Consider the following 23394-nt stretch of genomic DNA (forward strand, 5'->3'; position numbering starts at 1 on the left):
CCCGCATACGAAAAAAGCCGTCGCATTACGCGACGGCTTTTTTCGTATGCGAACGGCGCCGCGTCACGCGGCAAGCGAACGCGCCCGAAAGGCTCACTCCGGAACGTATTCCTGGAGTTTGGCCATGAGGGTCTGGATGCGAAGGGCCGCATCGTTGAAGGTCTTCACTTCCGAACGGTTACCCGTCGATTCGGCTTCCTTGGAGGATTCCAGATAACCTTCAAGGTCCACTTCCAGGGCATCGACCAGCATGGCGACTTCGTCCGTGGTCAGCGTCAGGGTGATGTCTTCGTTCATGTCGGCTCCTCGCCTTGTCGCATGAGAATGGGGAATGTCGGTATGGGGCCGACATAGACTTTCGCGCCTACGCTGCAACCGTTGCCCGGCCACATTTCCCCCAAAGCGCATGGCCCCTTGGAAGGTTGCCATTCACACCGTCCCTTACACCGCTGCGCGCGGGAGCCTCAGCTTGACCAACAGGCCGCCAAGGTCCTCGCTTTCGGCCAGTTCGACCGAACCGCCATAGATTTCCACGACATCGCGCACAATGGCAAGGCCAAGGCCAGTACCAGGCTTGCCGGTATCGAGACGCGCGCCGCGATCGAAGATGCGCGGACGCTCGGCTTCCGGGATGCCCATGCCATCATCCTCGATCCAAATTTCGCAGAGCCCCGGGCGAGGATTGGCCCCCGGCGGATCGACGGTCACAAAGACACTGCCGCCGCCGTACTTCGCCGCATTCTCGATAAGATTGCCGAGGAGTTCTTCCAGGTCCTGCTTTTCCAGCGCGACCGTGGCGCCCTTGTCGCCATCAAGGTCGAAGCGGGTCGTGTCGTAGAGCCGCTCGACCGCGCGGAACACCGCTTCCAGGCTGGGCCAGACTTCGGCGCGCGACATGCCCGCAGCGCGACGCCCCACGGCGCGGGCGCGGGCGAGATGGTGGTCGACATGGCGACGCATGTTGGCAACCTCCCGGATCACCGTCTTGTCGAGGTCCGGTTCCTGTGCCGAAGCCGCGTTGGTGACGACCGTCAGTGGCGTTTTGAGGGCATGAGCAAGATTCCCCGCATGAGTGCGTGCCTCTTCGGCCTGATTCTCGGTATGCGCGAGCAGCGCGTTCAGCTCCTCGACCAGCGGGGCGACTTCCTTGGGCAGCGGATCGTTCACGCGGGCTACGCCGGTGGTGCGCAGCTTCTGGATTGCACGGCGCACATGGCGCAAGGGGAACAGGCCGTACCAGGTCTGGAGCCCCGCCATGAGCAGGAGACCGACCCCAAGCACCGCGAAACTGTAGATGAGGATTGAGCGAAACGTCTTGATCTGCTCGTCCAGTTCCTCGCGGCTTGCGGCCACGGTAAACATCCACTCGGCATCGCTGCCAGGCAAAATGATCGAGCGTTCCATCACCCGCAACGGTTCGCCGGAAAACTGGTCGGAATTGTAGACGTGGGGCTGCGCATCGTAGTGATCGGGTGGCACATCCAGCGTCAGATCCCACAAGGAGCGAGAGGAAAAGTCCTCATGCCCCTTGGCGCGAATCTGCCAGTACAGGCCCGAATTGGGCTCAAGAAAGCGCTGGTCGCCAAGTGGCCGGTTGAAATAGACCTCACCATCGGGTGCGATTTCGGCCGAGCCGATCATGCCGAGCAGCATGTAGCTGAGTTGCTCGTCGAAATTGCGCGTGACAAGACCCGCCAGCGCACTGTCGAGCGCAAATCCGCCCAGCAGCAGCAGGATCGAGATCCAGCCTGCCGCAATCAGCATCATGCGCCGCGCGAGCGAGCCGGTATTGGCCGGCATGTCCTGTGCAGGCACCGGCCCGCGCGCGCTGATCACCTTCGCCTCTCCCGACGCCTCAGGCCCGGGTCGGCTCTGCGGGATCGTCGAGGCTGTAACCAAGCCCACGGATCGTGGTGATGACGTCAGACCCGAGCTTCTTGCGGATGCGCGTCACGAAGACCTCGATCGTGTTCGAATCGCGATCGAAATCCTGATCGTAGATGTGCTCGATCAGTTCGGTGCGGCTGACCACTTTGCCCTTGTGGTGCATGAGATATGACAGCAGCTTGTATTCCTGCGCGGTGAGCTTGACCGGCTCTCCGGCCAACGTCACGCGGCCCGAGCGCGTATCAAGGCGCACGTCCCCTGCGGTCAATTCGCTGGAAGTGTTGCCCGAGGCGCGGCGGATCAAGGCACGCAGGCGCGCGATAAGCTCCTCGGTCTGGAACGGCTTGGCGAGGTAGTCATCCGCGCCCGCGTCGAGCCCCGCGACCTTGTCCGACCAAGAATCGCGTGCCGTAAGCACCAGCACCGGGAAGTTGCGCCCTTCCTTGCGCCACATGCCAAGCACCGTCAGACCATCGATCTCGGGCAGGCCGAGGTCGAGAATGACCGCGTCGTAGTCTTCGGTTGAGCCGAGGAAATGGCCATCTTCGCCATCGGTCGAAAGATCGACGGCATAGCCGTTCTGCTCCAGCGTCGACTTGAGCTGGTTGCCGAGTGTGGGTTCATCCTCGACGATCAGGATGCGCAATTCTGGTCCTCCCTCTAAGATCCCATGCGAGATGGGTGCAAAGCTGTGCAGCGTCAAGCGACGGGGCCGCGGGAGGTTCCCGCGACACGAGCCCGACTTGCCTCGATGGCGAAGCGGACAGGCTCAGTGCGACTGGCCGATGATCCGCCCCGTACGCGCATCGACGTCGACATAATAGACCTTGCCGTTCTCGATGAACTTCAGGCGGTATGCCATCGCCGCGGGATCGTACTCCGGGCCGATGTACTGCATTCCGCTCATGCGCGGCAGGACGATCTTCTCGATCTGCCGACTGGACAGGATATTGCCAGCCCGTCGCTCCTTGCGCACCTGGCCCTGCTCACCGTTCTGGGCCTCGGCCCGAGCCGGAAGCGCAGCTGTGCCGCCAACCGAGAGGGCAAGGACCATCGCGGCCACCGCCGTGGAAGAAAAGCTACGATATTTCATTATGGTCTGGTTGCCTAAGGCAAAGGGATTGAACAAGCCCTGAATGCCAGATGCACCATGCAACGGGGCAAGTGTTGTCCATTCGCGACAGGTCGTGCCGCCGCGTCCGGCCCTCCCCCTTCCAAGGACGCTTGCCAGCCCCTGCCCTGCGCCTGTAGGGCGCTGGCATTATGGCAACTGCACCTATTCTCAGCTGGGAAGGCCTCGGCCTGATCCAGGGCACCGGCTGGCTCTTCCAGGATCTTGACATCAACATAGCCCAGCGTGACCGCCTCGCGCTGATCGGCCGCAATGGCGCGGGCAAGACGACGCTGCTCAAGCTGATCGCAGGGATCGTCGAGGCGGACGCGGGCAAGCGCTCGATCCAGCCCGGCACGCGCGTCGTCACGCTGGAGCAGGACCCCTTCTTCACCGGCTACGACACCCTGCTCGACTTCGCCATCCACGGCGAGGACGGCCCGCAGCCCCACGAGGTAGAAGCGATCGCCGACCAGCTCGGTATCGACCTCTCGCGCGAGTCGAAGAGCGCATCGGGCGGTGAGCGCCGCCGCGCCGCACTGTGCCGCGCGCTCGCCTCCGAGCCCGACCTGCTTCTGCTCGACGAGCCGACCAACCACCTCGACCTCGCCGCCATCGAATGGCTCGAAGGCTGGCTCCAACGCTACAAGGGCGCCTTCGTCGTCATCAGCCACGACCGTACGTTCCTCACGCGCCTGACCAAGGCAACCCTGTGGCTCGACCGCGGTTCGATCCGCCGCAAGGAAGTCGGCTTCGGCGGCTTCGAGGCGTGGGAAGAGGAAGTCCAGAAGGAAGAGACCCGCGCCGCTGAGAAGCTCGACGCAAAACTCAAGATCGAAGCGCACTGGCTGGAGCGAGGCGTCACCGCACGGCGCAAGCGCAACCAGGGGCGCCTTGCCAAGCTCTGGGAAATGCGCGCCCAGCGTGCCGCGATGATGGGCCCTCAAGGCACCGCCAAGCTCGGCGTATCGGGCGATGGTTCCAAGACCAAGTCGGTGATCGTCGCCGAACACGTCACCAAGCGCTTTGGCGAAGGCGAGAATGAACGTACGGTCATCAAGGACTTTTCCCTGCGCATCCAGCGCGGCGACCGCATCGGCATCGTCGGCTCGAACGGATCGGGCAAATCGACACTGCTCAAGATCCTGACCGGCGAAATTGAACCCGATGAGGGCACGGTCACGCAGGCCCAGACGATGACCTCCATCGTCCTGGACCAGCAACGCTCGTTCCTCAAGCCCGAGATGCAGCTGCGCGACGTGATCGCCGAGGGCAGCGACTGGGTCGACGTGCGCGGTGTGCGCAAACACGTGCAGGGCTACCTCAAGGACTTCCTATTCGATCCCTCACTGATCGACGCCAAGGTCGGCACCCTCTCGGGCGGCGAGCAATCGCGCCTGCTCATGGCGCGTGAGTTCGCCCGTCCCTCGAACCTCCTCGTGCTCGACGAACCGACCAATGACCTCGACCTCGAGACCCTCGACCTCCTTCAGGAAGTGATCTCGGACTACGAAGGCACCGTGCTCATCGTCAGCCACGACCGTGACTTCCTCGACCGCACCGTCAACCTGACGCTGGGGCTCGACGGCAGCGGCCACATCGACGTTATCGCGGGCGGTTATGCCGATTGGGAAGCCAAGCGGCGCGAGAGAACCTCAAACGGCAAGGCAAAAAGCGCCAGCACCGAGTCCGCGCCCCCTCCTCCGCCCAAGCCCAAGAGCACCAAGCTCTCCTACAAGGACCAGCGCGACTACGACCTGCTACCCAAGCGTATAGAGGAACTGGAAACAGCAATCGAACGCGACGAGGCCGCCCTCGCAGACCCGGACCTCTACACAAAGAACCCGGACAAGTTCGCCGCGCTGACCAAGGCCATCGAAAAGGCGCAGGCCGAAAAGGAAGCCGCCGAAGAGCGCTGGCTGGAACTCGCCGAACAAGTCGAGGGCTGACTGAACTTGCCAAATCGGTAATTTGCAACGAAAGTGGCAAGCCAATCCGGTTATCCGCAGGCCCCGCTTTCCATGCTCGATCGAATCCGCGCCATCCGCCAGCAAAAGGGCATGACCCTGGCGGATGTCGCTGCGGCCTGTTCGCCGCCCACCACCGCCCAGACCATAGGACGCCTTGAGACTGGTACGCGTACGCTTTCGCTCGACTGGATGAACCGCATCGCCGCGGCGCTCGGGGTCGAAGCGGGCAGTCTCCTGCGCACCGAGGCGGCAAGCCCCGCGCTCATGATCGCAAGCCACGGCCCAACGGGCCTGCGCCCGCTGACCGTTCCCCACGACATCCTTCCCCACAGCGAGATCGACCCGCTCGCACGCTGGGTCGTTCTGGGCATCGAAGTCGCTGCCGGTGACTACCGCGCCGGCGATCAGGTATGGATGCGCCATCTCGATGCCGGTTCGCTGACGGCCGCCACGTCGCATCTCATCAATCGCGACGCCCTGGTCCCCTTGCCGGGTGGACGCGTTTCCTTCGGGCGAATCGTAAGTATTTCAACGGATGAGGAACGAAGCCTCGTTACGCTGCTTCCTTCCCTTGCCCGGCGCCCACCTCTCCGCATCGAGGAACCGGAATGGATCGCGCTGGCCGAAACACTTGTGCGCGCTCTCTGAGCGAGCGCGCACCGCAAACGAGGCAATGACATGCGCGTTCTCTCGATAGCCACGCTATTCCCCAATGCGGTCAAGCCCGGCTTTGGTATCTTCGTAGCCAACCAGATGCGCGCGGTCGCCGCGCGCGGCGATGTCGACCTCGTCATGGTCAGCCCGCTGGGTATCCCACCCTGGCCTCTATCCGCGCGCGCGCCCTACAAGGCCCTTAAAGACCTTCCCGAAGAGAGCGACGACGCGGGCATCCCGACCTACTACCCGCGCTTCACCACGATTCCGAAGCTGGGCGGAGACAGTAACCCCGGCCGAATCGCCAAGGCTATCCTCCCTCTCGTCCGGCGCCTGCACGAAGAAGTCCCTTTCGACCTCGTCGATGCCCAGTTTTTCTTCCCCGACGGCCCGGCTGCAGCCATTGTCGCGCGCGAACTGGGCATCCCGCTGACAATCAAGTCACGCGGCGCAGACATCCACTACTGGGGACGGCGCGTTTCGCCCCGGGAACAGATGCAGCAGGCGGCCGAGCAGGCCAGCGGGCTCCTTGCCGTCAGCCAGGCCCTGCGTGAGGACATGATTGTACTCGGCATGCCCGAGGAGCGTATTGGGGTCCACTACACCGGGCTTGATCGCGAGCGCTTCCATCCCATCGAACGCAGCGCGGCGCGAACCCTGGTCTCGGCCATGCCCGGCCTCGAAATCTGGAACATCGGCCCCCTGATCGTGACCCCGGGCGCGCTCATCGCGCGCAAGGGCCAGCGGCTTGTACTTGAAGCTCTCATCCATTTTCCCGAAGCGCGGCTCGCCTTTGCAGGCTCGGGCGAGGACGGGCCACGCCTAAAGGCCGAAGCGGAGATCCTTGGCGTCGCCGACCGCGTGCATTTTCTCGGAATGGTCAGCCACGACGTACTTCCCCAACTCCTGTGCGCAGCCGACGTCATGGTGCTGCCCTCGGCCAGCGAAGGTCTCGCCAACGTCTGGATTGAAGCGCTGGCTTCGGGCACGCCCATCGTCATTCCCGACATCGGCGGCGCGCGCGAGGTCATGAAAGACCCCAGCGCAGGCCGCATCGCCGAACGCACGCCCGATGCGATTGCCGAGGCCATCCGGTCCATCCTCGCCGATCCGCCGTCGCAGGACGAAGTCGCCGCGAACGTCCATCGCTTCAGTTGGGGCAAGAACGCCGAGAACCTCGTCCAGTTTTGGAGCGATGTCTTGGAAGGGCGGCCGATTCACACAGGGCGCTAGACTCAGGCCCCGATCCGGTCCCGGCCCTCAGGGGCTAGCACGGCGTATCCGGTGCCGCCTGGTTCACCCGAGCGTCGAGCGAACCAGGCCGGCTCTGGTCGGCAATGGCCTGCATCATCGTCATCTCGGGGGGTATGCCCCTCCCACCGGCCGCCCCCGAATCCAGGAGGTCAAAAAAAGGGCGCCCGAAGACGCCCCTTTTCGTGTTCGTCGTGACCACAGCCCTTACGGCTTGGCGGCACGCTCGCGCGCGAGGCGCTCCTGGCGGTCGATGTCCGATTCGTTGGGAATGAAGCTTTCGCCCGAGACACCCAGCCAGATCAAGATTGGCGCGGCCATGTAAATCGAGCTGTAGGTACCCACGAAGATACCCACCGTGATCGCCGCAACGAGCCCGAACAGGCTCTCCGGCCCAAAAATCAGGAGCGGGATCAGCGCAACCAGCAGGGTGGCCGAGGTCATCACCGTACGCGCCAGCGTCTCGTTGACCGACATGTCGAGCAGTTCGGGCAGCGGCATCTTGCGGTACTTCTTCAGGTCCTCGCGGATACGGTCGTAGACGACGATAGTGTCGTTCAACGAATAGCCAATGATCGCCAGGATCGCCGCGATGATCTGCAGGCTGAACTCCATCTGAAACAGCGCGAACATGCCCAGCGTCAGCGAGACGTCATGGAACAGCGCGAAGAGCGCGCCGACGCCGAACTGCCACTCAAAGCGCACCCAGATGTAGAGCGAGATCGCCAGCATCGCCGCGCCCAGCGCCCAGATCGCCATCTCGCGGAACTCGCCCGAGACCTTGCCCGAAACGGTACTCACACCATCGATGCGCACGTCGGGATAGGCGGTCGAGATAGCGCTGGTGATCTGCTTGGAGATCTGCGCCGCTGCGCCCGGGTTGCCTTCGGCTTCCTCGGGCAGCTTGGAGCGAATCGAGACCTCGTTGGCTTCGCCGAAACGCTGGATCACGGGTTCGCCATAGCCAAGTCCGCCGATCAACTCGCGAAGGCTCGCGATCGGCGCCTCCTCCTGTTCGGTGAAAGTGGCCTGAATTTCCTGCCCGCCAGCGAAGTCGACGCCGTAATTCAGGCCCTTGGTCAGGACCAGCCCCCAGCTTGCCGCGATCAGTAGGCAGGAGATGATATAGAACGGCACCCGCCAGCGCAGGAAGTGGATGTTCGTGTTGTCAGGGACAAGTTTGATGAGGCGCATGGGATCAGCCTTCAGATGGTCAGGTCTGCGGGACGCTTTGCACGCAGCCAACCGGCCACCCACATGCGCGTCATGGCAACGCCGGTGAAGACGCTGGTGAACAGGCCGATGATGAGAACGACCGCGAAGCCGCGCACCGGACCCGAGCCGAACGCAAAGAGCAGGACACCGGCGATGAAGTTGGTAATGTTCGCGTCATAGATCGCGCGGCTGGCTTCCTTGTAACCATTCTCCACCGAGGTGAAGACACGTCGCCCACGCTTTCGTTCCTCCCGGATACGTTCGTAGATCAACACGTTGGCGTCCACGGCCGCACCAATCGTCAGCACGAAACCGGCAATACCCGGCAAGGTCAGCGTGGTGCCGATCTGCGCCATGATGCCAAGGATCATCAGCACGTTGATGATGAGCGCAGCGGTCGCGTAGATTCCGAAGCGGCCATAAGAGCCGATCATCAGCCCGATCACGAGCAGCGAACCCACGCCCATGGCGATGAGCCCCTTCTTGATCGAATCGGCGCCTAGATCGGGGCCGACAGTGCGCTCCTCAACCACGGTGAGGTCAACCGGAAGCGCGCCCGAGCGCAGGGCGATAGCCAGCTGGGTTGCCGATTCGACACTGAAGCTGCCCGAGATCTGGGCGCTGCCGCCCAGAATCGGCTCGTTGATGCTCGGGGCCGACAGGACCTTGCCGTCGAGAATGATCGCGAAACGCTTGCCAACGTTCTGCTGGGTCAGTTCGGCAAACTTCGCACCGCCCTGCTGGTTGAACGTGATCGAGACGACCGGACGGTTGGTCTGCTGCTCAAAGGACTGCTGCGCATTAGTCAGCTGGTCGCCCTTGATGCCGCCCAGACGCTTGACCGCGATGGACGATACGCCGCCAACTTCACTGCCCTCGGCATACGGCACGATCTCGTCGCCCGGAGGCGCGATGCCGTTCGCCACATCGTTGGGCGCCGCATTTTCGTCCACCATCTTGAATTCAAGCTTGGCGGTCTGACCGATCAGCTGCTTGAGCGCCTCGGGATCATCAAGCCCGGGGACCTGCACGACGATGCGCGCATCGCCCTGGCGGATGATCGTGGGCTCACGGGTACCGAGCGCATCGATACGCTTGCGCACGACCTCAATGGCCGAATCCATGGCGTCCGAGACAGCCTGGTCGAGCCCTTCCTGGGTCGGCGTGAGGATGAAGCGGTTGCCGTCCTCGACGCGGATATCCCAGTCACGCTGACCGGTAAGACCCGCTCCCGTAGTGAGATTGACCAGTTCGTCGCGCGCGGCGTCGACCTGGCTTGTGTCCTTGAGCATGAACGAGAGGCGGCCATTGGTGCGCGAAATATCGCCGATGGCGATGCGCGGGCTGGCAGCCTGGAAGCGGGCGCGCACGCTCTCTTCCATGTTCTCGATGCGCTGCTGGGCGACCTGGCCCTTTTCGGCCTCAAGGAGGATGTGGCTGCCACCGGCGAGGTCGAGACCCAGGTTCACCTGCGCATTGGGAAGCGCAGAGGGCCATGGCGCGTTCGCCAGGGAAAACAGCGAAGGCAGAGCAAGGGCCGCGCAGATCAGCGCGACGCCCCAGAACCAGACCTTCTTCCATACGGGAAAATCGAGCATTGCCTTGTGCTTTACTCCAGGAGGACGAGGCTAGACAAAAGGGGCTGGCCCCACACGGGACCGGCCCCCACCTGAACTATCAGTCGTTCGCGGGCTTCTTGCCAGCAGGGGGAATAACGTCGCTGATAGTGGACTTCACCGCCTTGACGACCATGCCCTTGGCCAGCTCGACTTCGACGTAGTTGTCGTCGACCTTGACCACCTTGCCCACGAAACCGCCGCCAGTGAGGACCTCATCACCGCGCTTGATCCCTTCCAGCTTGGAGCGATGCTCCTTCTGCTGCTTCATCTGCGGACGCAGGATGAGGAACCAGAAAATGAGCGCCATCGCCACAAAGGGCAGGTACTGCAGCCATGCGGGGGCGGCCCCACCCGATGCGGCGGCAAGCTGGTTGAGAATCGAGCTGTTCATGGAACCTAAGAGACCTTCTATGTCGTCGCCCCGATTACCCGCGCGCTTCGCGAGCCGGCCTTGCAGGACCGACCCGGCGCACCGGGCATCGAGGCACTGCCCTTAAAGGGCTGTATCGGATGCGGGCGGTTAGCAACAAAGCACCAATCTGGCAACGAACCTGCCGACTCTCACCCCATCCGCCGCGAAAGGTAGGCAGCCGACCACGCAGTTCCAAGGCCGTTTGAAGAGTTTGCGAAGAAACCTTGCCGATCATGTCGATAGAGGGTTGCGCTCCTGAAAAAGCCCGCCTATAGGGCGCCCTCCGGTCGGGACGTAGCGCAGCCTGGTAGCGCATCACACTGGGGGTGTGGGGGTCGGAGGTTCGAATCCTCTCGTCCCGACCAATTAGACAAGTCATCATGGCATGACACGAAAACGGGTCGCGAAAGCGGCCCGTTTTCGTATGGGCCTTGCTCGTAAGCCGTCACTCAAGATTTCGCCGCATTCAGCCAGCTTCAGGCCCGCGAGAACGCGCCGTAGAAAACAGGCATACCGCCAACAGACACCAGCATGAGCCCCTGGCCCGCCTGGTCGCAACCTGCCTTGCAGCGACGGCGGCTCGAATCACGTCAACGATCCGGACTGCGGCAAAGCCGAATCCCTCCAGCCCACAGCCAGGCAGGCCACCCTCGAGCCCCTAACGCTTCGTATGCTCGCGGGACCAAGACCAGCAAGGCGCCTGACGACACCCGACGCGGCGATTCGCCCCTTCCCGCAGGCACCTTACCTGAGGTTTCCCCCCTTCACCCGGGACGAAAGCCCCGACGCGCAATTGCGCGATGCCGACCTTGCCGCCTATGAGATAGGCCACTCGCCAACGCTGCCCACGGGCAAACGGTGCAAGTTCAAGGAAGTGCAACCCCCATGATCCCCAAGCTCATCTATGTCCTCAACGGCCCCAACCTCAACCGGTTGGGCAAGCGTGAACCCGGGATTTACGGCTCACAGGCGCTGGAAGACATCGGGGCGAGCTTGATGGAACGCGCAGAGACGCTGCGCTGCACCATCGAGATGCGCCAGTCGAATCACGAAGGGCAACTGGTGGATTGGCTGCACGAAGCTGAGGACAAGGGCGCCCATGCCGTACTGTTGAACGCAGGTGCCTATACCCACACGTCGATTGCGCTGCTCGACGCCATTCGTTCGATCAGCGCCCCCGTGATCGAAGTTCACCTATCCAACCCGCACGCGCGTGAGGAATTTCGCCATCTGAGCTGGGTCGGACAAGCCGCCAAAGGTACCATCGCCGGGTTCGGCGCCAACAGCTACCTCCTGGCGCTGGACGCCGCCGCCGCGCTGTGATGCCCTACAGGGCGCGCTCTGTCAGCCTGCGAGCGAGGGCGTGCACACGAGGCGCTGCCCGGCATCGCTGCGCACCGCAATGATGCCATAAAGCTCCAGCCGATGAGCAACGCTGCCCCCGACATTGGGAGCATGTTCCTCATCGCCGTGGCCGATAAGACCCACCTGGCATATCCCGTCCTGCAACAGGGACAGCAGCAAGCGCCGCATATCTTCCACGGTGCGGCGCGGATCATCATAGACGGGCACATAGGCCAGACCTTGGGCTTCCAAGGCATCAGGAACTTGGGTGGGCTCGGGCCTCTCTCCATCCAGCGGTGTCGAAAAAAGCTCGCGCTCCACCTGCGTCCGGACCTGCGCGATCACCCTCCCGTTCGCCGTCCATGTCAACGTATCCGCATCGAATTCGAGCGGCACGCGCTGTTTCTGGACGGAATACTCGCCTCCAAAAGTGGGCATAAGCTCAAACGCCTTGCCCTCGCCCTGCTCCTCACGGGTAAACCACCAGATGTTGGCCCCGATGAGAAGCAGCGCCACGCCAATCAGCGCGACGCGGCGAACCTTGCGGGTAACGGACATAAAAAGGGCTCAGACCTCGAGCGGAACGCCCGGAATGCTCTTCGATGTACGGATCGTGAGCGAGGTCTTGACACTGTCCACGTTGGGCGCGGGCGTCAGCTTGCTGGTCAGGAATTCCTGGAAGCTCTGGAGGTCGCGGCTTACGATCTTCAGTATAAAATCGATTTCGCCGTTGAGCATGTGGCACTCACGCACTTCAGCAAGGCCCTTCATATGGTCCTCGAACGCACGCAGCGCTTCCTCGGCCTGGCTCTTGAGACTGACGAGCGCGAAGACCGTTATCGTGAAGCCCAGTTTCGAAGGGTCGAGATCGGCGTGGTAGCCCTGAATGATCCCCGCCTCCTCGAGGCTGCGCACGCGGCGCAGACACGGCGGCGCGGTCAGACCGACTCGCTGGGCCAACTCGACGTTGGTGATCCGCCCCTCATCCTGCAACTCGGCCAAAAGCCGACGATCGATTTCATCCAGATTGATCATGTCCGAATCCCGAAATTCACCCCAGGCCTTCGCTTCAGGCCACATTGTCGACGAAAACGCACGCAAAACGACGCTTTCCTGAAATAATATTATCCCTTAGCGTAATCGTCCCGCTTTGCAACGCTTTCCCTTGGTCACTTTTGCGAAACGGTTGGTTTGCTAGGGGGAAAACGATCCCGCAAATCACCGTGCGTCGTGCTACGGGATCCGCACTGGCCCGTAACGAGACCCGCGTCCTCCGGTTCTCCCTTGGATTTGAATGCACTTCGACGATCGCCTTTCCACGGTTTTGCTTCATTCTGCGACCAGCGGAACGCTTGCGCGCATCCAGTACAGGCAGCTGATCGACATCCTGGCGCAGGCCCCTTCCGGTCTCGTCACGGACCTGACCGAGGCGGGTTACGCCCGCCTTGATTCGCTGGGGGCGATGATTCGTGACACCGATCAGGCCGAACTGATTCGCCAGTCCCTGGTGCGCCTTACCAACCCCCGCCTCCTTGCCCTGCTCGCCGAAGCCGGCCCTCAGGTCGCCAGCGCCGCACTCGCCAAAACCCGGCTGAGCGAAGCGGCCTGGCTTGACCTCATTCCAGCCCTGCCCGTCCATGCCCGCGGCATCCTGCGCCACCGCCGTGACCTGCCCCCGCGCGTGAACGACATGCTTGAGCGGCTGGGCATCGGCGACCGGGCGCTCCCTCCCATCGCGGCCGCATCAGCCACGACTGAGAGAGCACCCGCCGGTGCCCAAATATCTGCAGGCGAAGCCGTCGCACCGTCGGCTCCACACTACGCAGATGGACTGGTCGCGGATGCGGCCGAGGTGAGCGTTCACGCCCGGACGCTCGGCGCTGGCCGAGCCCCCTCGAACGAGGCGGAAGTCGAGGAGCTCGTGCTCACGCAATTGCTGGGGGACAAACCACCCGCAGCGCCCCCGTTTCCTGTCCCCCCACCGGAAGCGGTCAAAGGCCAACCCGCGAGCTTCTTCCCTCCGCCGCATGATCCAGCGCCACACACGAACAGGCGTGCCGCTGCCCCCTCCACCATCCCCACCTCGTTGCGGGAATGGGCGCGCCTGCGCGCATCAGGCCCCCTCGCCCCGCCGCCACCGCAACTCACACCGGACGGCCCTGGAGATCCGGGGATTGGCGCGATCGTACGCCGCATCGAGGAATTCCGTCGAAGCCGACAGAAACCCCATTCCACAGAACCTCAAGGCGATTCGCCCCGACTGCCTCTGGGCGATGCCATCAGCGAAGCCACGCAGGGCCCCACTACCCTCGATTTCGCTACCGACGCGCTTGGCCGGATCACCTGGGCCGATGGCCCCTTCGCCAGCGCAGTGACCGGCTTTCTTCTCCCTCTCCACGAGAGCGAACAGGAAATGATCGCGACCGCCGTACGGCATGGGCAGCCGATCCGGGGAGCGCGTATTGAGCTGTCGGGCCCGGCCGCGATCAGTGGCGCATGGCAGGTCGATGCCGCCGCCTGCTTCGACCAGGGCACAGGACGCTTCACCGGCCATAGCGGTCGCTTGCGCCGCCCTCACCCGTCGGTACGGGACACCGCAAACGCCAGCGCCAGCGCCGAGGCCGACCGGATGCGCCAGGTCCTTCATGAACTGCGCACCCCGGCCAACGCCATTCAGGTCGCCGCCGAGATCATCCAGCAGCAACTTTACGGCCCTGCCCCACACGAGTACCGAGCGCTCGCGGCCTCCATCGCGGGCGATTGCGCGCATATCCTGGCTGGCTTCGAGGAACTCGACCGACTGGTCAAACTGGAAGCAGGCGCCTTGTCGCTCGACCCGGGGCTTTGCAACTTCGCGCTTGTCACCCATCGCACGATCCAGCGCCTGAGCAGTTGGACGGGCCCACGCAACAGCGGTTTTCTGCCCTCCCCAGACCTGGGCGACGCGGAATTGCCCATCGCCCTCGAACACGACGAAGCCGAACGCCTGGTCTGGCGCCTTCTTGCCGCGCTCGCAGGCGCCTCGGCCAGTGAGGAGCGTCTGGCCCTCCACTGGACAGAAAATGGCGCCCACCTTCGCATCTGCCTGCAACTGCCCAAGGCTCTCGCCGAGCGCGAAGGCGATGCGCTCTTTGCGATCGGCGACATCGGGCGCGGACAGGCCCTGACAGCTGGAGTATTCGGGGTCGGCTTCACCTTGCGCCTTGCCGCCGCCGAAGCCCGCAGTTCGGGGGGCGCCTTGCAGCGCATTGCCAATCAACTCGTCCTTACGTTACCCTTGGCCCAGGTCAAAGATCCACGCTCCGACGTGGTGGACCTCGCCTCTTGAGGAAGGCCGATGGCCTTGCCTCGCGGCGCCGGAGACAAGGATAGAAGCGGGCGTGGCCGAACCCAACATACTGCACCGTCCAAGGCCGGAAAGCCGGGCCCGTTTCCACGCCGACTTCGCGCAACGCTTCCTCGTGACGGTCGATACCGAAGAGGAGTTCGACTGGTCCTGCCCCCTGGACCGCGAAGGTCATACTCTCCTCAGCGTTCCAGCCCTGCGCAAATTTCAGGAATTCTGCGAGGGATACGGGGTGACTCCGGTCTATCTTGTAGACTTCCCGATCGTAAACACACCCCTTGCCGTTCAGGCCATTGGAGAGGCCGTCCGCGAAGGGCGCGCCGAGATCGGGGTCCAGTTGCACCCCTGGGTCAACCCTCCGTTCGAGGAAGAGATAAACGCCCACAACAGCTTCGCCGGCAACCTCCCGCGCGAACTCGAAGAAGCTAAGCTCCAGAGGCTGAAAGCGAAGATCGAAGAGGTCTTTGGAACCAGCCCCTTGATCTACCGCGCCGGACGCTATGGCCTGGGCCCGGATACGGCCTCAATCCTGCGCGAAAGCGGGATCGCGATCGACAGTTCAGTACGCTCGCGCTTCGACTACAGCGGCGAAGGTGGTCCCAACTATCGCTATCACCCCTGCTATCCCTACTGGATCGGCAATGATGACCCGCGCATTCTCGAACTTCCGCTGACGAGCCTCTACTGGGGTCCGCTGCGCCAGCTTGGCGACTGGATCTATCCCCGGCTCTGGCGCACACCGCGCCTGCGCGGCATGCTGGCCCGCCTGGGCCTTCTCGAACGCATCGCCCTCACCCCCGAAGGGATCACCGCGCACGAGGCCATGCGCGGCATCGACATAGCCCTCGACGAGGGTATGCCCGTTCTTGTCTTTTCTTTCCACAGCCCCTCGCTCGCACCGGGCTATACACCTTACGTGCGCAATGATGCTGAACTCGACGCCTTCTATGCCTGGTGGCGCACCGTGTTCGACTATCTTGCCGCCCGGGGCGTTTCCTGCACAAGCGTCAAGGACGTCATGCGCGGTGTAGAGCTGCCCTGAGCACTTGCGGACAAAGCACGATTTTAAGCGCGCTAACGCTTGCTTAGCTGAGAGAGCCAAGCTAACGCATCTCTCGCCCGGCCACGCCGATAGCGCCGGGCGGCACGGTTGGGGCCTGTAGCTCAGCGGTTAGAGCTGGCCGCTCATAACGGCTAGGTCGCGGGTTCGAATCCTGCCGGGCCCACCACCCTCGCCTTCACGGGCGACAGCACGTGGCCCAACATCGGCACCCGATAGGTCGGGGAGTGGCGCAGTCCGGTAGCGCGCCTGCTTTGGGAGCAGGATGTCGCAGGTTCGAATCCTGTCTCCCCGACCAAATCTCTTGAAAAATTCGATTTTGAGGCTGCCCGCGAGAGCGTTGCGTGTCAGTTGCGTGGCTGTGTGCGCCTGCGAACGAGGGCACGTGCTTTTGCGGCCGGGAGTGCCCGGACCGTTCCGCGATGGCCGGTGACGTCGTGCGCCGCGAACAGGGCGTTGTAGACGCTTTCCTCACTGGCTTCGGCCGCGGCCTGGAAAAGCGGGGTCATGCGATCGTTCGAGAGTTCGGAGTAGACCGCCTGCTCCTTTCGGCGCGCGGCCGTACGGCGCACGTCCATGGCCGTGGAGAACGCCACGGCATAATCGCCCGATCCGTTGGAGAAGGCCGAACCGGTCCGCGCAACACCAACGAAGGCGCGCTCGGCAAGGCGGCGCAAGTTGCGGTCCGAAAGCGGTGCATCGGTGGCGATCACGATCACGATAGAACCATCCGCGCTCTTCTCGGGCACCTTCGCCTTGTAGAGATACTGGCCGAGTTCCTGGCCGACCGGGGTTCCCGCAACGCTCAGGACGCCGCCGTAGTTGGCCTGGACCAGTACGCCGACCGTCCAGCCTCCAAGGGTCAAAGGCAAGTGACGCGAGGCGGTGCCGATGCCACCTTTCCAGCCAAAGGCAACCGTCCCCGTGCCGGCTCCGACAGCGCCTTCGGCGACGGGCCCTTCCTGGGCAGTCTCGATCGCGCGGCGGGCATCGGCAATGGAGACGTGACGGCCACGAATATCATTGAGGAAACCATCGTTGGTCTCGCCCACGACCGCGTTGACGGTGCGGACGCCCTCGTTGCCGGGCTGGTCCAGCGTCCATTCCACGCCTGCGGCCATGGCCTCGGGCACCGAAAGGGTATTGGTCAGAAGAATGGGCGTCTCGATCTCGCCCAGTTCCTCAATCTGGGTCGAGCCTGCAAACTTGCCAAAGCCATTGGCGACGAAGAAACCGGCAGGCACCTTGTCCTGCCACAGGTTACCACCGTGCGGGAGGATTGCCGTTACGCCGGTGTGAATGTCGCGCCCCTGCTCGAGGGTGACATGGCCCACGCGTACGCCAGCCACATCGGTAATCGCATCTCGCGGACCTGCTGGCAGGATACCGATGGCCACGCCCGCTCCGCGCACGTCCTGTGCGCCCCCTCCGGCGCGGCCCGGCGCCGAGATCGCAGCGCCAAGGGCTGCAAGGGCGATGAGCGCGCGAGCCGAATGGGAAATCAGGGCCGGATCCTTTCCTTTGCATACTCAACGCTATCGTAGCCGGGCGTGTTGGTGCGGATCGCCGTCCACTCCGCGCACGTCAGCGGGAGCCGCGGATAGACCTTCGCATAGTAGTCGGCAAGGTGGCCGACGAACGGGAAATCCGAAGCTGCGACAAAATGCTCAGGGCCGATACGTCGGATCAGGGCGGCGAGAGCTTCCAGATCTTCGGCTGCCGTATCCTCGTCCCAGACCGCAGCAAGGTCGAATGTGACATGGGCAAAGCGGTCCCGATCGGTCTCGATGGCCGCAGCAAAGGCTCCGAGCGCAGAGAGCGTGGGCGCATCGATACCGCCCCACCCCGCCGCATGGGCAATCTGCACGGGCGTATCGCCAGCCTGGGGCAGCACATCGCGCACGAACGTTTCCACATCGCGTGCGCCGTAATCCTCGGCGCGCGTACGCATGTGAATCATCACGGCCAGCCCCGTCCGGTGGGCCATTTCGAAGACACTTGCGAGCTTCGCTACATTATCCCGATCGCGCAGGTTCGCATCGGAATTGGTGACGTGGATCTTGATACCGGTCACGCGTGGATCACGCGCGAAATGCGCCATTTCGGGCAGTGCGCTGGAGGAGACGGGATTGATCCCGATGTAGATGCCAAAGCGCCCCGGGTAACGGGTTGCCAGCTCGGCAGACCATTCGTTCGCCGCGCGCAGAATCTTCGGCGCCTCGGGCAGCGCGGGCTGCATCATCGGGCTTTCGGCAAGATAGCCGGTCGACATGACAAGACTGCGCCCAATCCCCGCCGCGTCCATTTCCGCGATGAGGTCTTCGGGCGAATAGGCCCGCATGAAGACTTCGGGGCACGGCCCGATACGACCTTCGCTTCCACAATATTTAGGCAGAAAGTCGAGGATCGCGGGCGAATGGACATGAACATGGTGGTCCACCGTGACGGCAGCATGCGGGGGAGCATCTGCCGTCACGGCGGAGGGGGTTCGGGTCTCTGCGCCCGCAGTCTCGGCGGCAGCTGTGCCTGCAGTCACGAAAAGCGAAGCAATCAGCAGCCCTGCGCGCGCGGGAAACCCGAGGATCATGGTCTTATTCGCCCTCTTCCAGAAGGGTCTGCTTCCAGAATTCGACCGAGGTCTGGAAGTAGTATTCCTCGTTCTCCTTCTTGTGGAAGCCGTGGCCTTCGTTTGTGGCGTTGAGGAACCAGGCGGGCTGTCCGCTTTTGTCCATGGCCTCGACGATCTGTTCGCCTTCGGAAGCCGGAACACGTGGGTCGTTGCCACCCACAGCCACGAAAAGCGGGATCGAAATCTTATCGAGGTGGTTGAGCGGCGAGATTTCCTCAAGCTTCTTGCGCTGCTCGGGGATAGTCTCGTTGCCATACTCGGGGCGGCGCAGGTCGCGGCGATAGTCCTGCGTGTTTTCCAAGAAGGTCACGAAGTTGGTGATGCCAACGTAGCAGCTCGCGCTCTTCAGCTTGTCCGAATAGTGGACCGCCGAAGCGTAGCAGACATAGCCGCCGTAGCTCATGCCGTAGAGCGAGATGCGTGACGCATCGATGGCCGCATCGTCTGCGAAGTGATCGAAGAAGGCACCGATGTCTTTGACCGAATCCTCACGCTTCCAGGGGCCATTGTCGAGATTGACGAAGCGCTTGCCGAACCCATCCGAGCCGCGCACGTTCGGGAAGAACAGCGCCATGCCCAGTTCATTCACGTAATAGTTCTCAGAGCCCAGGAAGCCCGGACGCGACTGGCCTTCGGGCCCGCCGTGGACGTCGAACAACAGCGGACGCTTGCCGGGGAACTTGGCCGGATCGGGGCGGTAGAGGAAGCCGGTGATCTTCTCGCCATCGAAGCTCTCGATGGTAACGAGTTCGGGCTCGACGTTCTGGCTGGCGTCAAGTCCGCCGGTCTCGCTCTGGGTCCAGCGGGTGACGTCCAGGGTCTCGGGATTGATCGAGAAGGCATCGCCCGGCACCTTGGCCGAGGACAGCGAGAAGCCGATCTCACCCCAGGGCGCGATCTGGATGGCCGGGCCAATGGCCCAGGGAATGACACCCTGGGGAAGCTGGCGCACCTTGCGCACCTTGCCCGAAGGCAGATCCATGACGTGCATGACGCTGACGCCAGCCTCGTTGGTGGCGTAGGCGATGAAGCTGCCATCAGGCGCGATGGCGTAGTCGCTGACGTCCCAGTCCTCGGAAGTCTTCGCGGTGAAGGCGCCAGTCTTCGCATCGAGCGTGCCCAGCTGCAGGAAGTCGCTTCCGCCCGCATCGCTGACCACCCAGACGGTGCCGTCGGCCGCGACCTTGGGATCAACGAAGGACGCCTTCGCCTTGGGATCGGTCAGCGCGGTCTTCTTGCCGGTCTTGAGGTCAACGGTGTATACGATCGCCTCGTTGATCGAGAGGCGGTTCACCGCAATGCCCTTCGCGCCATCGGGCGTGAAGCCAACGAACTGCCAGCCACCGCCCTCGACCTCGGCCACCATGCGGCTGGTCGAGGGGTCGCGCGGATCGACAATGTAGAGGTCCATGTCCGCGCCGTTGCGACGCGAGGACGTGTAGCCCAGCCACTTGCCGTCCTGGCTCCAGCCGCCGATCCAATTGCGGCTCTCGCCGTCGGTGATCAGATCGAGCTGGCCATCTTCGAGGCGGTAGAGCTGGTAGAATTCATCACCGCCCGTGTCGCGCATGACAACCGTGAGGTTGTCGTCCGAAGGGGCGAGCGAACCGGTAAGCACGGGTTCCTGGCCGAAGCTGATCTGCTGGCGGCTGGCACCTGCCGCGCGCACCGTGTGCAGCTGGTTGGTCGCACCGAAACGCGTCTTGATCAGCATCGAGCGGTCCACGGCGTTCCAACCCAGGAAATCGGCTCGGCGCGCCTCAAGATAGGGCTGGGTCGCCTTGACCACGGCATCGGGCACCGCAGGCACGTCCTTGGTGATGATCGCGGCCGGCTTGTCCGCCTCGGCGGCGAGCGGCGCGGCAAGACCTGCGCACGAGGCGAAGGCAATCGCCAGCGCGCGGCTGCTGACGGTAGAGGGAATGAGACGGCGCAGGAACCGGGTGGTCATGTTGGCTTCCTCGTGAAATTTCGGGGGAGGATCGAGAAGGGGAATTCGAAATGGTACTTGGCTGTAACGGGAAAATTCGCAGGTGATGAACGCAGCAAAGCGGCTGCCCGGCATCTGGCTCTCGTAATGGGGACGAGAACCAGGCCGGACAGCCGCGATGCGACCCCGTGGGGGATTACAGCTTGACGCGTGCGCCGACCGAAACGAAGCGGCCGATCACGTCATAGTACGGGGAGTAGAGCGAACCGTAGGGGGGCTTCTTGTTGAAGAGGTTGCTCGCGTTGATGTACAGTTCCATGTCCGGACCGCTGTCGTTCTTCACGTTGAAGCTCAGCTGCCCATCGAAGTACGTGTACGCCCCGATGTGGTTGTTGGTGATGTCTAGCGAGCTGTTGAACTCACCCGGCGAGATGTAACGTGCACGGATGAGACCCGAAACGCCTTCGCTCTCGTAACCCGCCGTCGCGTTGACACGCCACTTGGGAACGCCGTCACCAAAGGTGTAGCCCTGCGAACGCACGTACTCGATGGTGGATTCGCCGTCGTCGATCGTCAGGCTGTTCACCCAGGTGCCCTTCACGTTGAAGTGCAGCTGGCCGTTGCCATCGAAGCCCAGCTTGTAGACCGGCAGCTTGTAGTCGATCTGACCATCGATGCCGTCGGTCTTGTAGTTCGCCAGGTTGACGTAAGTCGAAACCGTGCGCTGGATGCTGTTGTCCGGACCGAAGTCGATACGGTCGCACAGCGCCGCGTTGCCGTTGTAGCAGCGCGTGATGACGTCCTGCGAGGCGATCGTGTCGATCACGTCGTCGATGTCGATGTTGTAATAGTCGAGCGAGAGGTTGAGGCCCGGAACCATCGGCGGAGCATAGGTCGCACCCACGGTCCAGGTGTTCGCCTTCTCGGGCGTCAGGTCGGGGTTACCACCACCGTTCGACAGGACATACTCACTGATCGGCGTGCCGTCCGCATTGCGGCGGAACGGGTTCTGGATCGTGTTGTAGCCGGTCGTCTGCGTGTTGTAGAGTTCGGTCAGGTTGGCCGAACGGATGTCACGCGAACGGGTCACGCGGCCCACGAAGCCCGGGAAGAACTCGTTGGTGGCACCGATCTTCCAGGACCAGATGCCGCCCGTGGTGCTGTAGTGCGAATAACGCGCTGCGGCATTCAGGTTCAGCTGCTGGAGGAGCGGCGTGTTGTAGATCAGCGGAACCGCGACTTCGGCGAAGCCTTCGCTGACGGTGTAGCCACCGCTGAGCGAGGAGAAGCTGAAGGTACGGAACGCCTTTGCCGCGTCAAGCTCGCCCACGGTCTGGTTGACCGCTTCGTGGCGGATTTCACCACCGATCGAGAACGAAACGTCACCTGCCGGAAGCGAGATCGGCTCACCGCGAAGGCTGATGCCGCCCACATCGAGCTTGGTCTTGGCGCGCTGCGAAGGCGTACCCGTGACGTAGCTGATCGCCTCATCGGAGGGCGAACCGAAGCCGAACAGGTTGACCGGCACACAGCCTTCAGCACCCGAGCGGCACACGATGTTGCCATTGCCGTCGAAGACCGCATCGACTGCATTCGCGAAGTTCTCGCTCAGCAGGAAGCCGGGGGTGTCGATGTTGTTCTGGTACTCGCCGTGGCTGTAGTACGCGCTCCAGCGGAAGCCGTTCGAGAAGGTGCCGTCGAATGCAAGGGTACCCTGCGTCGTCTTGCGCTCGAAATCGATATACGAGTACGACAGGTCGCGGTTGGCACGGCCAAGGTAGAAGCCGTCTTCACCGGCGGCCGACAGCTGGTCGCGGATGCCCTGCGAAAGGAAGGCGTTGTCCGCGTTGATCCACTGACCCGAGGTCTGCGAACCCTGGATGTTGTCGCCGAACCAGATGTAGTCGTTGTACATGCGTGAATGGCGAACCTGCGCGGTGACCTGGATCGAGGGGGTGATCTCGTAGGTCAGCGAGGCGAGGCCCGAGTAGCGGCGCTGCGGGGTAACCAGCGGGCTCCAGTCATCGTTCGAGGGGCCTTCGCCACCCGCCGAGAAGTTGCCAGCCTGGGCATAGCCATAGTCGTAGTCACGCAGCGAACCGTCGTTGTTGAAGGCCTGGCCCGCGAGAACGCCCGAGGTAATGAGGCCGCCATAGGCCATGTTGCCGTAACCGACATCGGGGGTGATGGTGCCGTTGAAGTTTGCCCAGCGACCGATGCGCGGACGGTCGACCTTGGGGATCACGCCTTCGCTGTCGTAGTACTCGCCGCCGATCACGAAGTGACCACGGCCGCCATCGAACGAGGTGCCGTACTTGCCTTCGAAGCGGTACTCGAAATCATCGCCGTAGCTGGTCGACAGACCGGCCGATGCGCCCAGAAGCAGCCCTTCGTACTCGTTGTCGATCTGGATGTTGACGACACCTGCGACGGCGCCCGACCCCCAGGCCGCCGAAGCGCCGCCGGTCACGACGTCGAGACCCTTGATCATGATCGACGGAACGGTGTTGAGGTCGTTCTCGCTCGAGAAGCGGCGGCCGTCCATCAGGACCAGCGTGCGGTTGTTGCCAAGGCCGCGCAGGTCAACCGGTGCTTGGCCAGCGCCGGTGTTGGTGCCGGTGGTCTGCGGCGAAGTCGAGGCGCGGAACTGCGGCAAGTCGGCGAGCGAGGCTGCGACGTTGGCGCGGCCACCAATGCTCAGCGCCCCCTGGTCGAGGTGCACGGTCGGGGTCGGTGCGTCGAAGCCGGCGGCGTCGATGCGCGAGCTGGAGACGATGATGACGTCGCCCTGCGCATCACCCGACTGGTCGTCCTGGGCATAGGCGGGCACAGCCATCGAAACGGCAGCAGCGAAGAAACTGGCGGAGCCGGCGAGCCGGCCGCGAACTGAACTCATCTTGAGATCCCTCATGGTGGACCGCGCCCCTGGTGGTCGCGATCGCGGTACTGGAACCTCTCCCGGCGAG

General features: G+C 63.3%; 19 protein-coding genes and 3 tRNA genes. 9 read left to right on the plus strand and 13 right to left on the minus strand.

Annotated elements, in window-relative coordinates; genetic code table 11:
- Positions 1-93: 93 nt before the first annotated feature.
- The 4 genes from FMM79_RS02655 to FMM79_RS02670 all read right to left on the minus strand — a co-directional run bounded on the left by FMM79_RS02655 (position 94) and on the right by FMM79_RS02670 (position 2980).
- Entirely contained in the window at positions 94-297 is a 204-nt protein-coding gene (locus tag FMM79_RS02655; protein WP_039394598.1) for a hypothetical protein, read from the minus strand.
- Between the two features lie 144 nt (positions 298-441).
- Entirely contained in the window at positions 442-1800 is a 1359-nt protein-coding gene (locus FMM79_RS02660) for an ATP-binding protein (protein ID WP_148626172.1), read from the minus strand.
- Positions 1801-1855: 55 nt separating this feature from the next.
- A complete protein-coding gene (locus tag FMM79_RS02665) occupies positions 1856-2533 on the minus strand; it encodes a response regulator transcription factor (protein WP_148625876.1) in 678 nt (225 codons plus the stop codon).
- A 123-nt stretch (positions 2534-2656) separates the two neighbouring features.
- Entirely contained in the window at positions 2657-2980 is a 324-nt protein-coding gene (locus tag FMM79_RS02670; RefSeq protein ID WP_162853532.1) for a PepSY domain-containing protein, read from the minus strand.
- Positions 2981-3150: 170 nt separating this feature from the next.
- On the opposite strand from FMM79_RS02670, the gene FMM79_RS02675 reads away from it, so the two are divergent.
- The 3 genes from FMM79_RS02675 to FMM79_RS02685 all read left to right on the plus strand — a co-directional run bounded on the left by FMM79_RS02675 (position 3151) and on the right by FMM79_RS02685 (position 6855).
- Positions 3151-4947 carry an ABC-F family ATP-binding cassette domain-containing protein gene (locus FMM79_RS02675; RefSeq protein WP_148625878.1) on the plus strand — a complete coding sequence of 599 codons (1797 nt, stop codon included), beginning with the start codon at positions 3151-3153 and terminating at the stop codon, positions 4945-4947.
- 72 nt (positions 4948-5019) lie between these two features.
- Complete coding sequence (locus FMM79_RS02680) at positions 5020-5616, plus strand: helix-turn-helix domain-containing protein (RefSeq protein WP_148625880.1); 597 nt, start codon at positions 5020-5022, stop codon at positions 5614-5616.
- A 30-nt stretch (positions 5617-5646) separates the two neighbouring features.
- Entirely contained in the window at positions 5647-6855 is a 1209-nt protein-coding gene (locus FMM79_RS02685) for a glycosyltransferase (protein ID WP_148625882.1), read from the plus strand.
- 225 nt (positions 6856-7080) lie between these two features.
- Here FMM79_RS02685 and secF read toward each other — a convergent pair whose 3' ends face one another.
- From secF to yajC, 3 genes are all read right to left on the minus strand, one after another.
- Positions 7081-8067, minus strand: coding sequence for a protein translocase subunit SecF (gene secF / locus FMM79_RS02690; RefSeq protein ID WP_148625884.1), 987 nt, complete (start codon positions 8065-8067; stop codon positions 7081-7083).
- A gap of 11 nt (positions 8068-8078) precedes the next feature.
- Entirely contained in the window at positions 8079-9686 is a 1608-nt protein-coding gene (secD, locus tag FMM79_RS02695) for a protein translocase subunit SecD (RefSeq protein ID WP_148625886.1), read from the minus strand.
- Positions 9687-9765: 79 nt separating this feature from the next.
- On the minus strand, positions 9766-10098 hold the full coding sequence (gene yajC / locus FMM79_RS02700) for a preprotein translocase subunit YajC (RefSeq protein WP_148625888.1): 333 nt from the start codon (positions 10096-10098) through the stop codon (positions 9766-9768).
- Positions 10099-10407: 309 nt separating this feature from the next.
- Here yajC and FMM79_RS02705 point away from each other — a divergent pair.
- Positions 10408-10484 (plus strand) — tRNA-Pro (locus FMM79_RS02705).
- Positions 10485-11004: 520 nt separating this feature from the next.
- Positions 11005-11442 carry a type II 3-dehydroquinate dehydratase gene (aroQ, locus tag FMM79_RS02710; RefSeq protein ID WP_205466433.1) on the plus strand — a complete coding sequence of 146 codons (438 nt, stop codon included), beginning with the start codon at positions 11005-11007 and terminating at the stop codon, positions 11440-11442.
- Between the two features lie 21 nt (positions 11443-11463).
- Here the strand turns inward: aroQ and FMM79_RS02715 are convergent, their stop codons facing one another.
- Positions 11464-12021, minus strand: a complete 558-nt coding sequence (locus FMM79_RS02715) for a hypothetical protein (RefSeq protein ID WP_148625890.1) — start codon at positions 12019-12021, stop codon at positions 11464-11466.
- Positions 12022-12030: 9 nt separating this feature from the next.
- Positions 12031-12498 (minus strand): Lrp/AsnC family transcriptional regulator, encoded by a 468-nt coding sequence (locus FMM79_RS02720; RefSeq protein WP_148625892.1) that lies wholly within the window; start codon positions 12496-12498, stop codon positions 12031-12033.
- A 259-nt stretch (positions 12499-12757) separates the two neighbouring features.
- Between FMM79_RS02720 and FMM79_RS02725 the strand changes: the two genes are divergently transcribed.
- The 4 genes from FMM79_RS02725 (at position 12758) to FMM79_RS02740 (ending at position 16167) form a co-directional block, all read left to right on the plus strand.
- A complete protein-coding gene (locus FMM79_RS02725; RefSeq protein ID WP_162528423.1) occupies positions 12758-14791 on the plus strand; it encodes a sensor histidine kinase in 2034 nt (677 codons plus the stop codon).
- A 52-nt stretch (positions 14792-14843) separates the two neighbouring features.
- Complete coding sequence (locus FMM79_RS02730; protein WP_148625896.1) at positions 14844-15851, plus strand: polysaccharide deacetylase family protein; 1008 nt, start codon at positions 14844-14846, stop codon at positions 15849-15851.
- A gap of 111 nt (positions 15852-15962) precedes the next feature.
- Positions 15963-16038: transfer RNA gene (locus tag FMM79_RS02735), tRNA-Ile, on the plus strand.
- A gap of 52 nt (positions 16039-16090) precedes the next feature.
- Positions 16091-16167 (plus strand) — tRNA-Pro (locus tag FMM79_RS02740).
- Between the two features lie 49 nt (positions 16168-16216).
- On the opposite strand, the gene FMM79_RS02745 is transcribed toward FMM79_RS02740, so the two are convergent.
- The 4 genes from FMM79_RS02745 to FMM79_RS02760 all read right to left on the minus strand — a co-directional run bounded on the left by FMM79_RS02745 (position 16217) and on the right by FMM79_RS02760 (position 23324).
- Complete coding sequence (locus tag FMM79_RS02745; RefSeq protein WP_371710675.1) at positions 16217-17266, minus strand: P1 family peptidase; 1050 nt, start codon at positions 17264-17266, stop codon at positions 16217-16219.
- A gap of 104 nt (positions 17267-17370) precedes the next feature.
- Entirely contained in the window at positions 17371-18456 is a 1086-nt protein-coding gene (locus FMM79_RS02750) for an amidohydrolase family protein (protein ID WP_240338934.1), read from the minus strand.
- Positions 18457-18460: 4 nt separating this feature from the next.
- Positions 18461-20449 carry a prolyl oligopeptidase family serine peptidase gene (locus tag FMM79_RS02755; RefSeq protein ID WP_148625899.1) on the minus strand — a complete coding sequence of 663 codons (1989 nt, stop codon included), beginning with the start codon at positions 20447-20449 and terminating at the stop codon, positions 18461-18463.
- 175 nt (positions 20450-20624) lie between these two features.
- On the minus strand, positions 20625-23324 hold the full coding sequence (locus FMM79_RS02760; protein WP_148625901.1) for a TonB-dependent receptor domain-containing protein: 2700 nt from the start codon (positions 23322-23324) through the stop codon (positions 20625-20627).
- Positions 23325-23394 lie beyond the last annotated feature (70 nt).

Source organism: Novosphingobium sp. BW1, from assembly GCF_008107685.1.
In the GTDB taxonomy this organism is placed as follows: Bacteria; Pseudomonadota; Alphaproteobacteria; order Sphingomonadales; family Sphingomonadaceae; genus Novosphingobium.

Excerpts from the sequence above, each read along its gene's own strand:
- FMM79_RS02655 (WP_039394598.1), bottom strand. The coding sequence starts at position 297 with ATGAACGAAGACATCACCCTGACGCTGACCACGGACGAAGTCGCCATG.
- FMM79_RS02660 (WP_148626172.1), bottom strand. The coding sequence starts at position 1,800 with ATGCCGGCCAATACCGGCTCGCTCGCGCGGCGCATGATGCTGATTGCG.
- FMM79_RS02670 (WP_162853532.1), bottom strand. The coding sequence starts at position 2,980 with ATGAAATATCGTAGCTTTTCTTCCACGGCGGTGGCCGCGATGGTCCTT.
- FMM79_RS02675 (WP_148625878.1), top strand. The coding sequence starts at position 3,151 with ATGGCAACTGCACCTATTCTCAGCTGGGAAGGCCTCGGCCTGATCCAG.
- FMM79_RS02680 (WP_148625880.1), top strand. The coding sequence starts at position 5,020 with ATGCTCGATCGAATCCGCGCCATCCGCCAGCAAAAGGGCATGACCCTG.
- FMM79_RS02685 (WP_148625882.1), top strand. The coding sequence starts at position 5,647 with ATGCGCGTTCTCTCGATAGCCACGCTATTCCCCAATGCGGTCAAGCCC.
- secF (WP_148625884.1), bottom strand. The coding sequence starts at position 8,067 with ATGCGCCTCATCAAACTTGTCCCTGACAACACGAACATCCACTTCCTG.
- secD (WP_148625886.1), bottom strand. The coding sequence starts at position 9,686 with ATGCTCGATTTTCCCGTATGGAAGAAGGTCTGGTTCTGGGGCGTCGCG.
- yajC (WP_148625888.1), bottom strand. The coding sequence starts at position 10,098 with ATGAACAGCTCGATTCTCAACCAGCTTGCCGCCGCATCGGGTGGGGCC.
- aroQ (WP_205466433.1), top strand. The coding sequence starts at position 11,005 with ATGATCCCCAAGCTCATCTATGTCCTCAACGGCCCCAACCTCAACCGG.
- FMM79_RS02715 (WP_148625890.1), bottom strand. The coding sequence starts at position 12,021 with ATGTCCGTTACCCGCAAGGTTCGCCGCGTCGCGCTGATTGGCGTGGCG.
- FMM79_RS02720 (WP_148625892.1), bottom strand. The coding sequence starts at position 12,498 with ATGATCAATCTGGATGAAATCGATCGTCGGCTTTTGGCCGAGTTGCAG.
- FMM79_RS02725 (WP_162528423.1), top strand. The coding sequence starts at position 12,758 with ATGCACTTCGACGATCGCCTTTCCACGGTTTTGCTTCATTCTGCGACC.
- FMM79_RS02750 (WP_240338934.1), bottom strand. The coding sequence starts at position 18,456 with ATGATCCTCGGGTTTCCCGCGCGCGCAGGGCTGCTGATTGCTTCGCTT.
- FMM79_RS02755 (WP_148625899.1), bottom strand. The coding sequence starts at position 20,449 with ATGACCACCCGGTTCCTGCGCCGTCTCATTCCCTCTACCGTCAGCAGC.
- FMM79_RS02760 (WP_148625901.1), bottom strand. The coding sequence starts at position 23,324 with ATGAGTTCAGTTCGCGGCCGGCTCGCCGGCTCCGCCAGTTTCTTCGCT.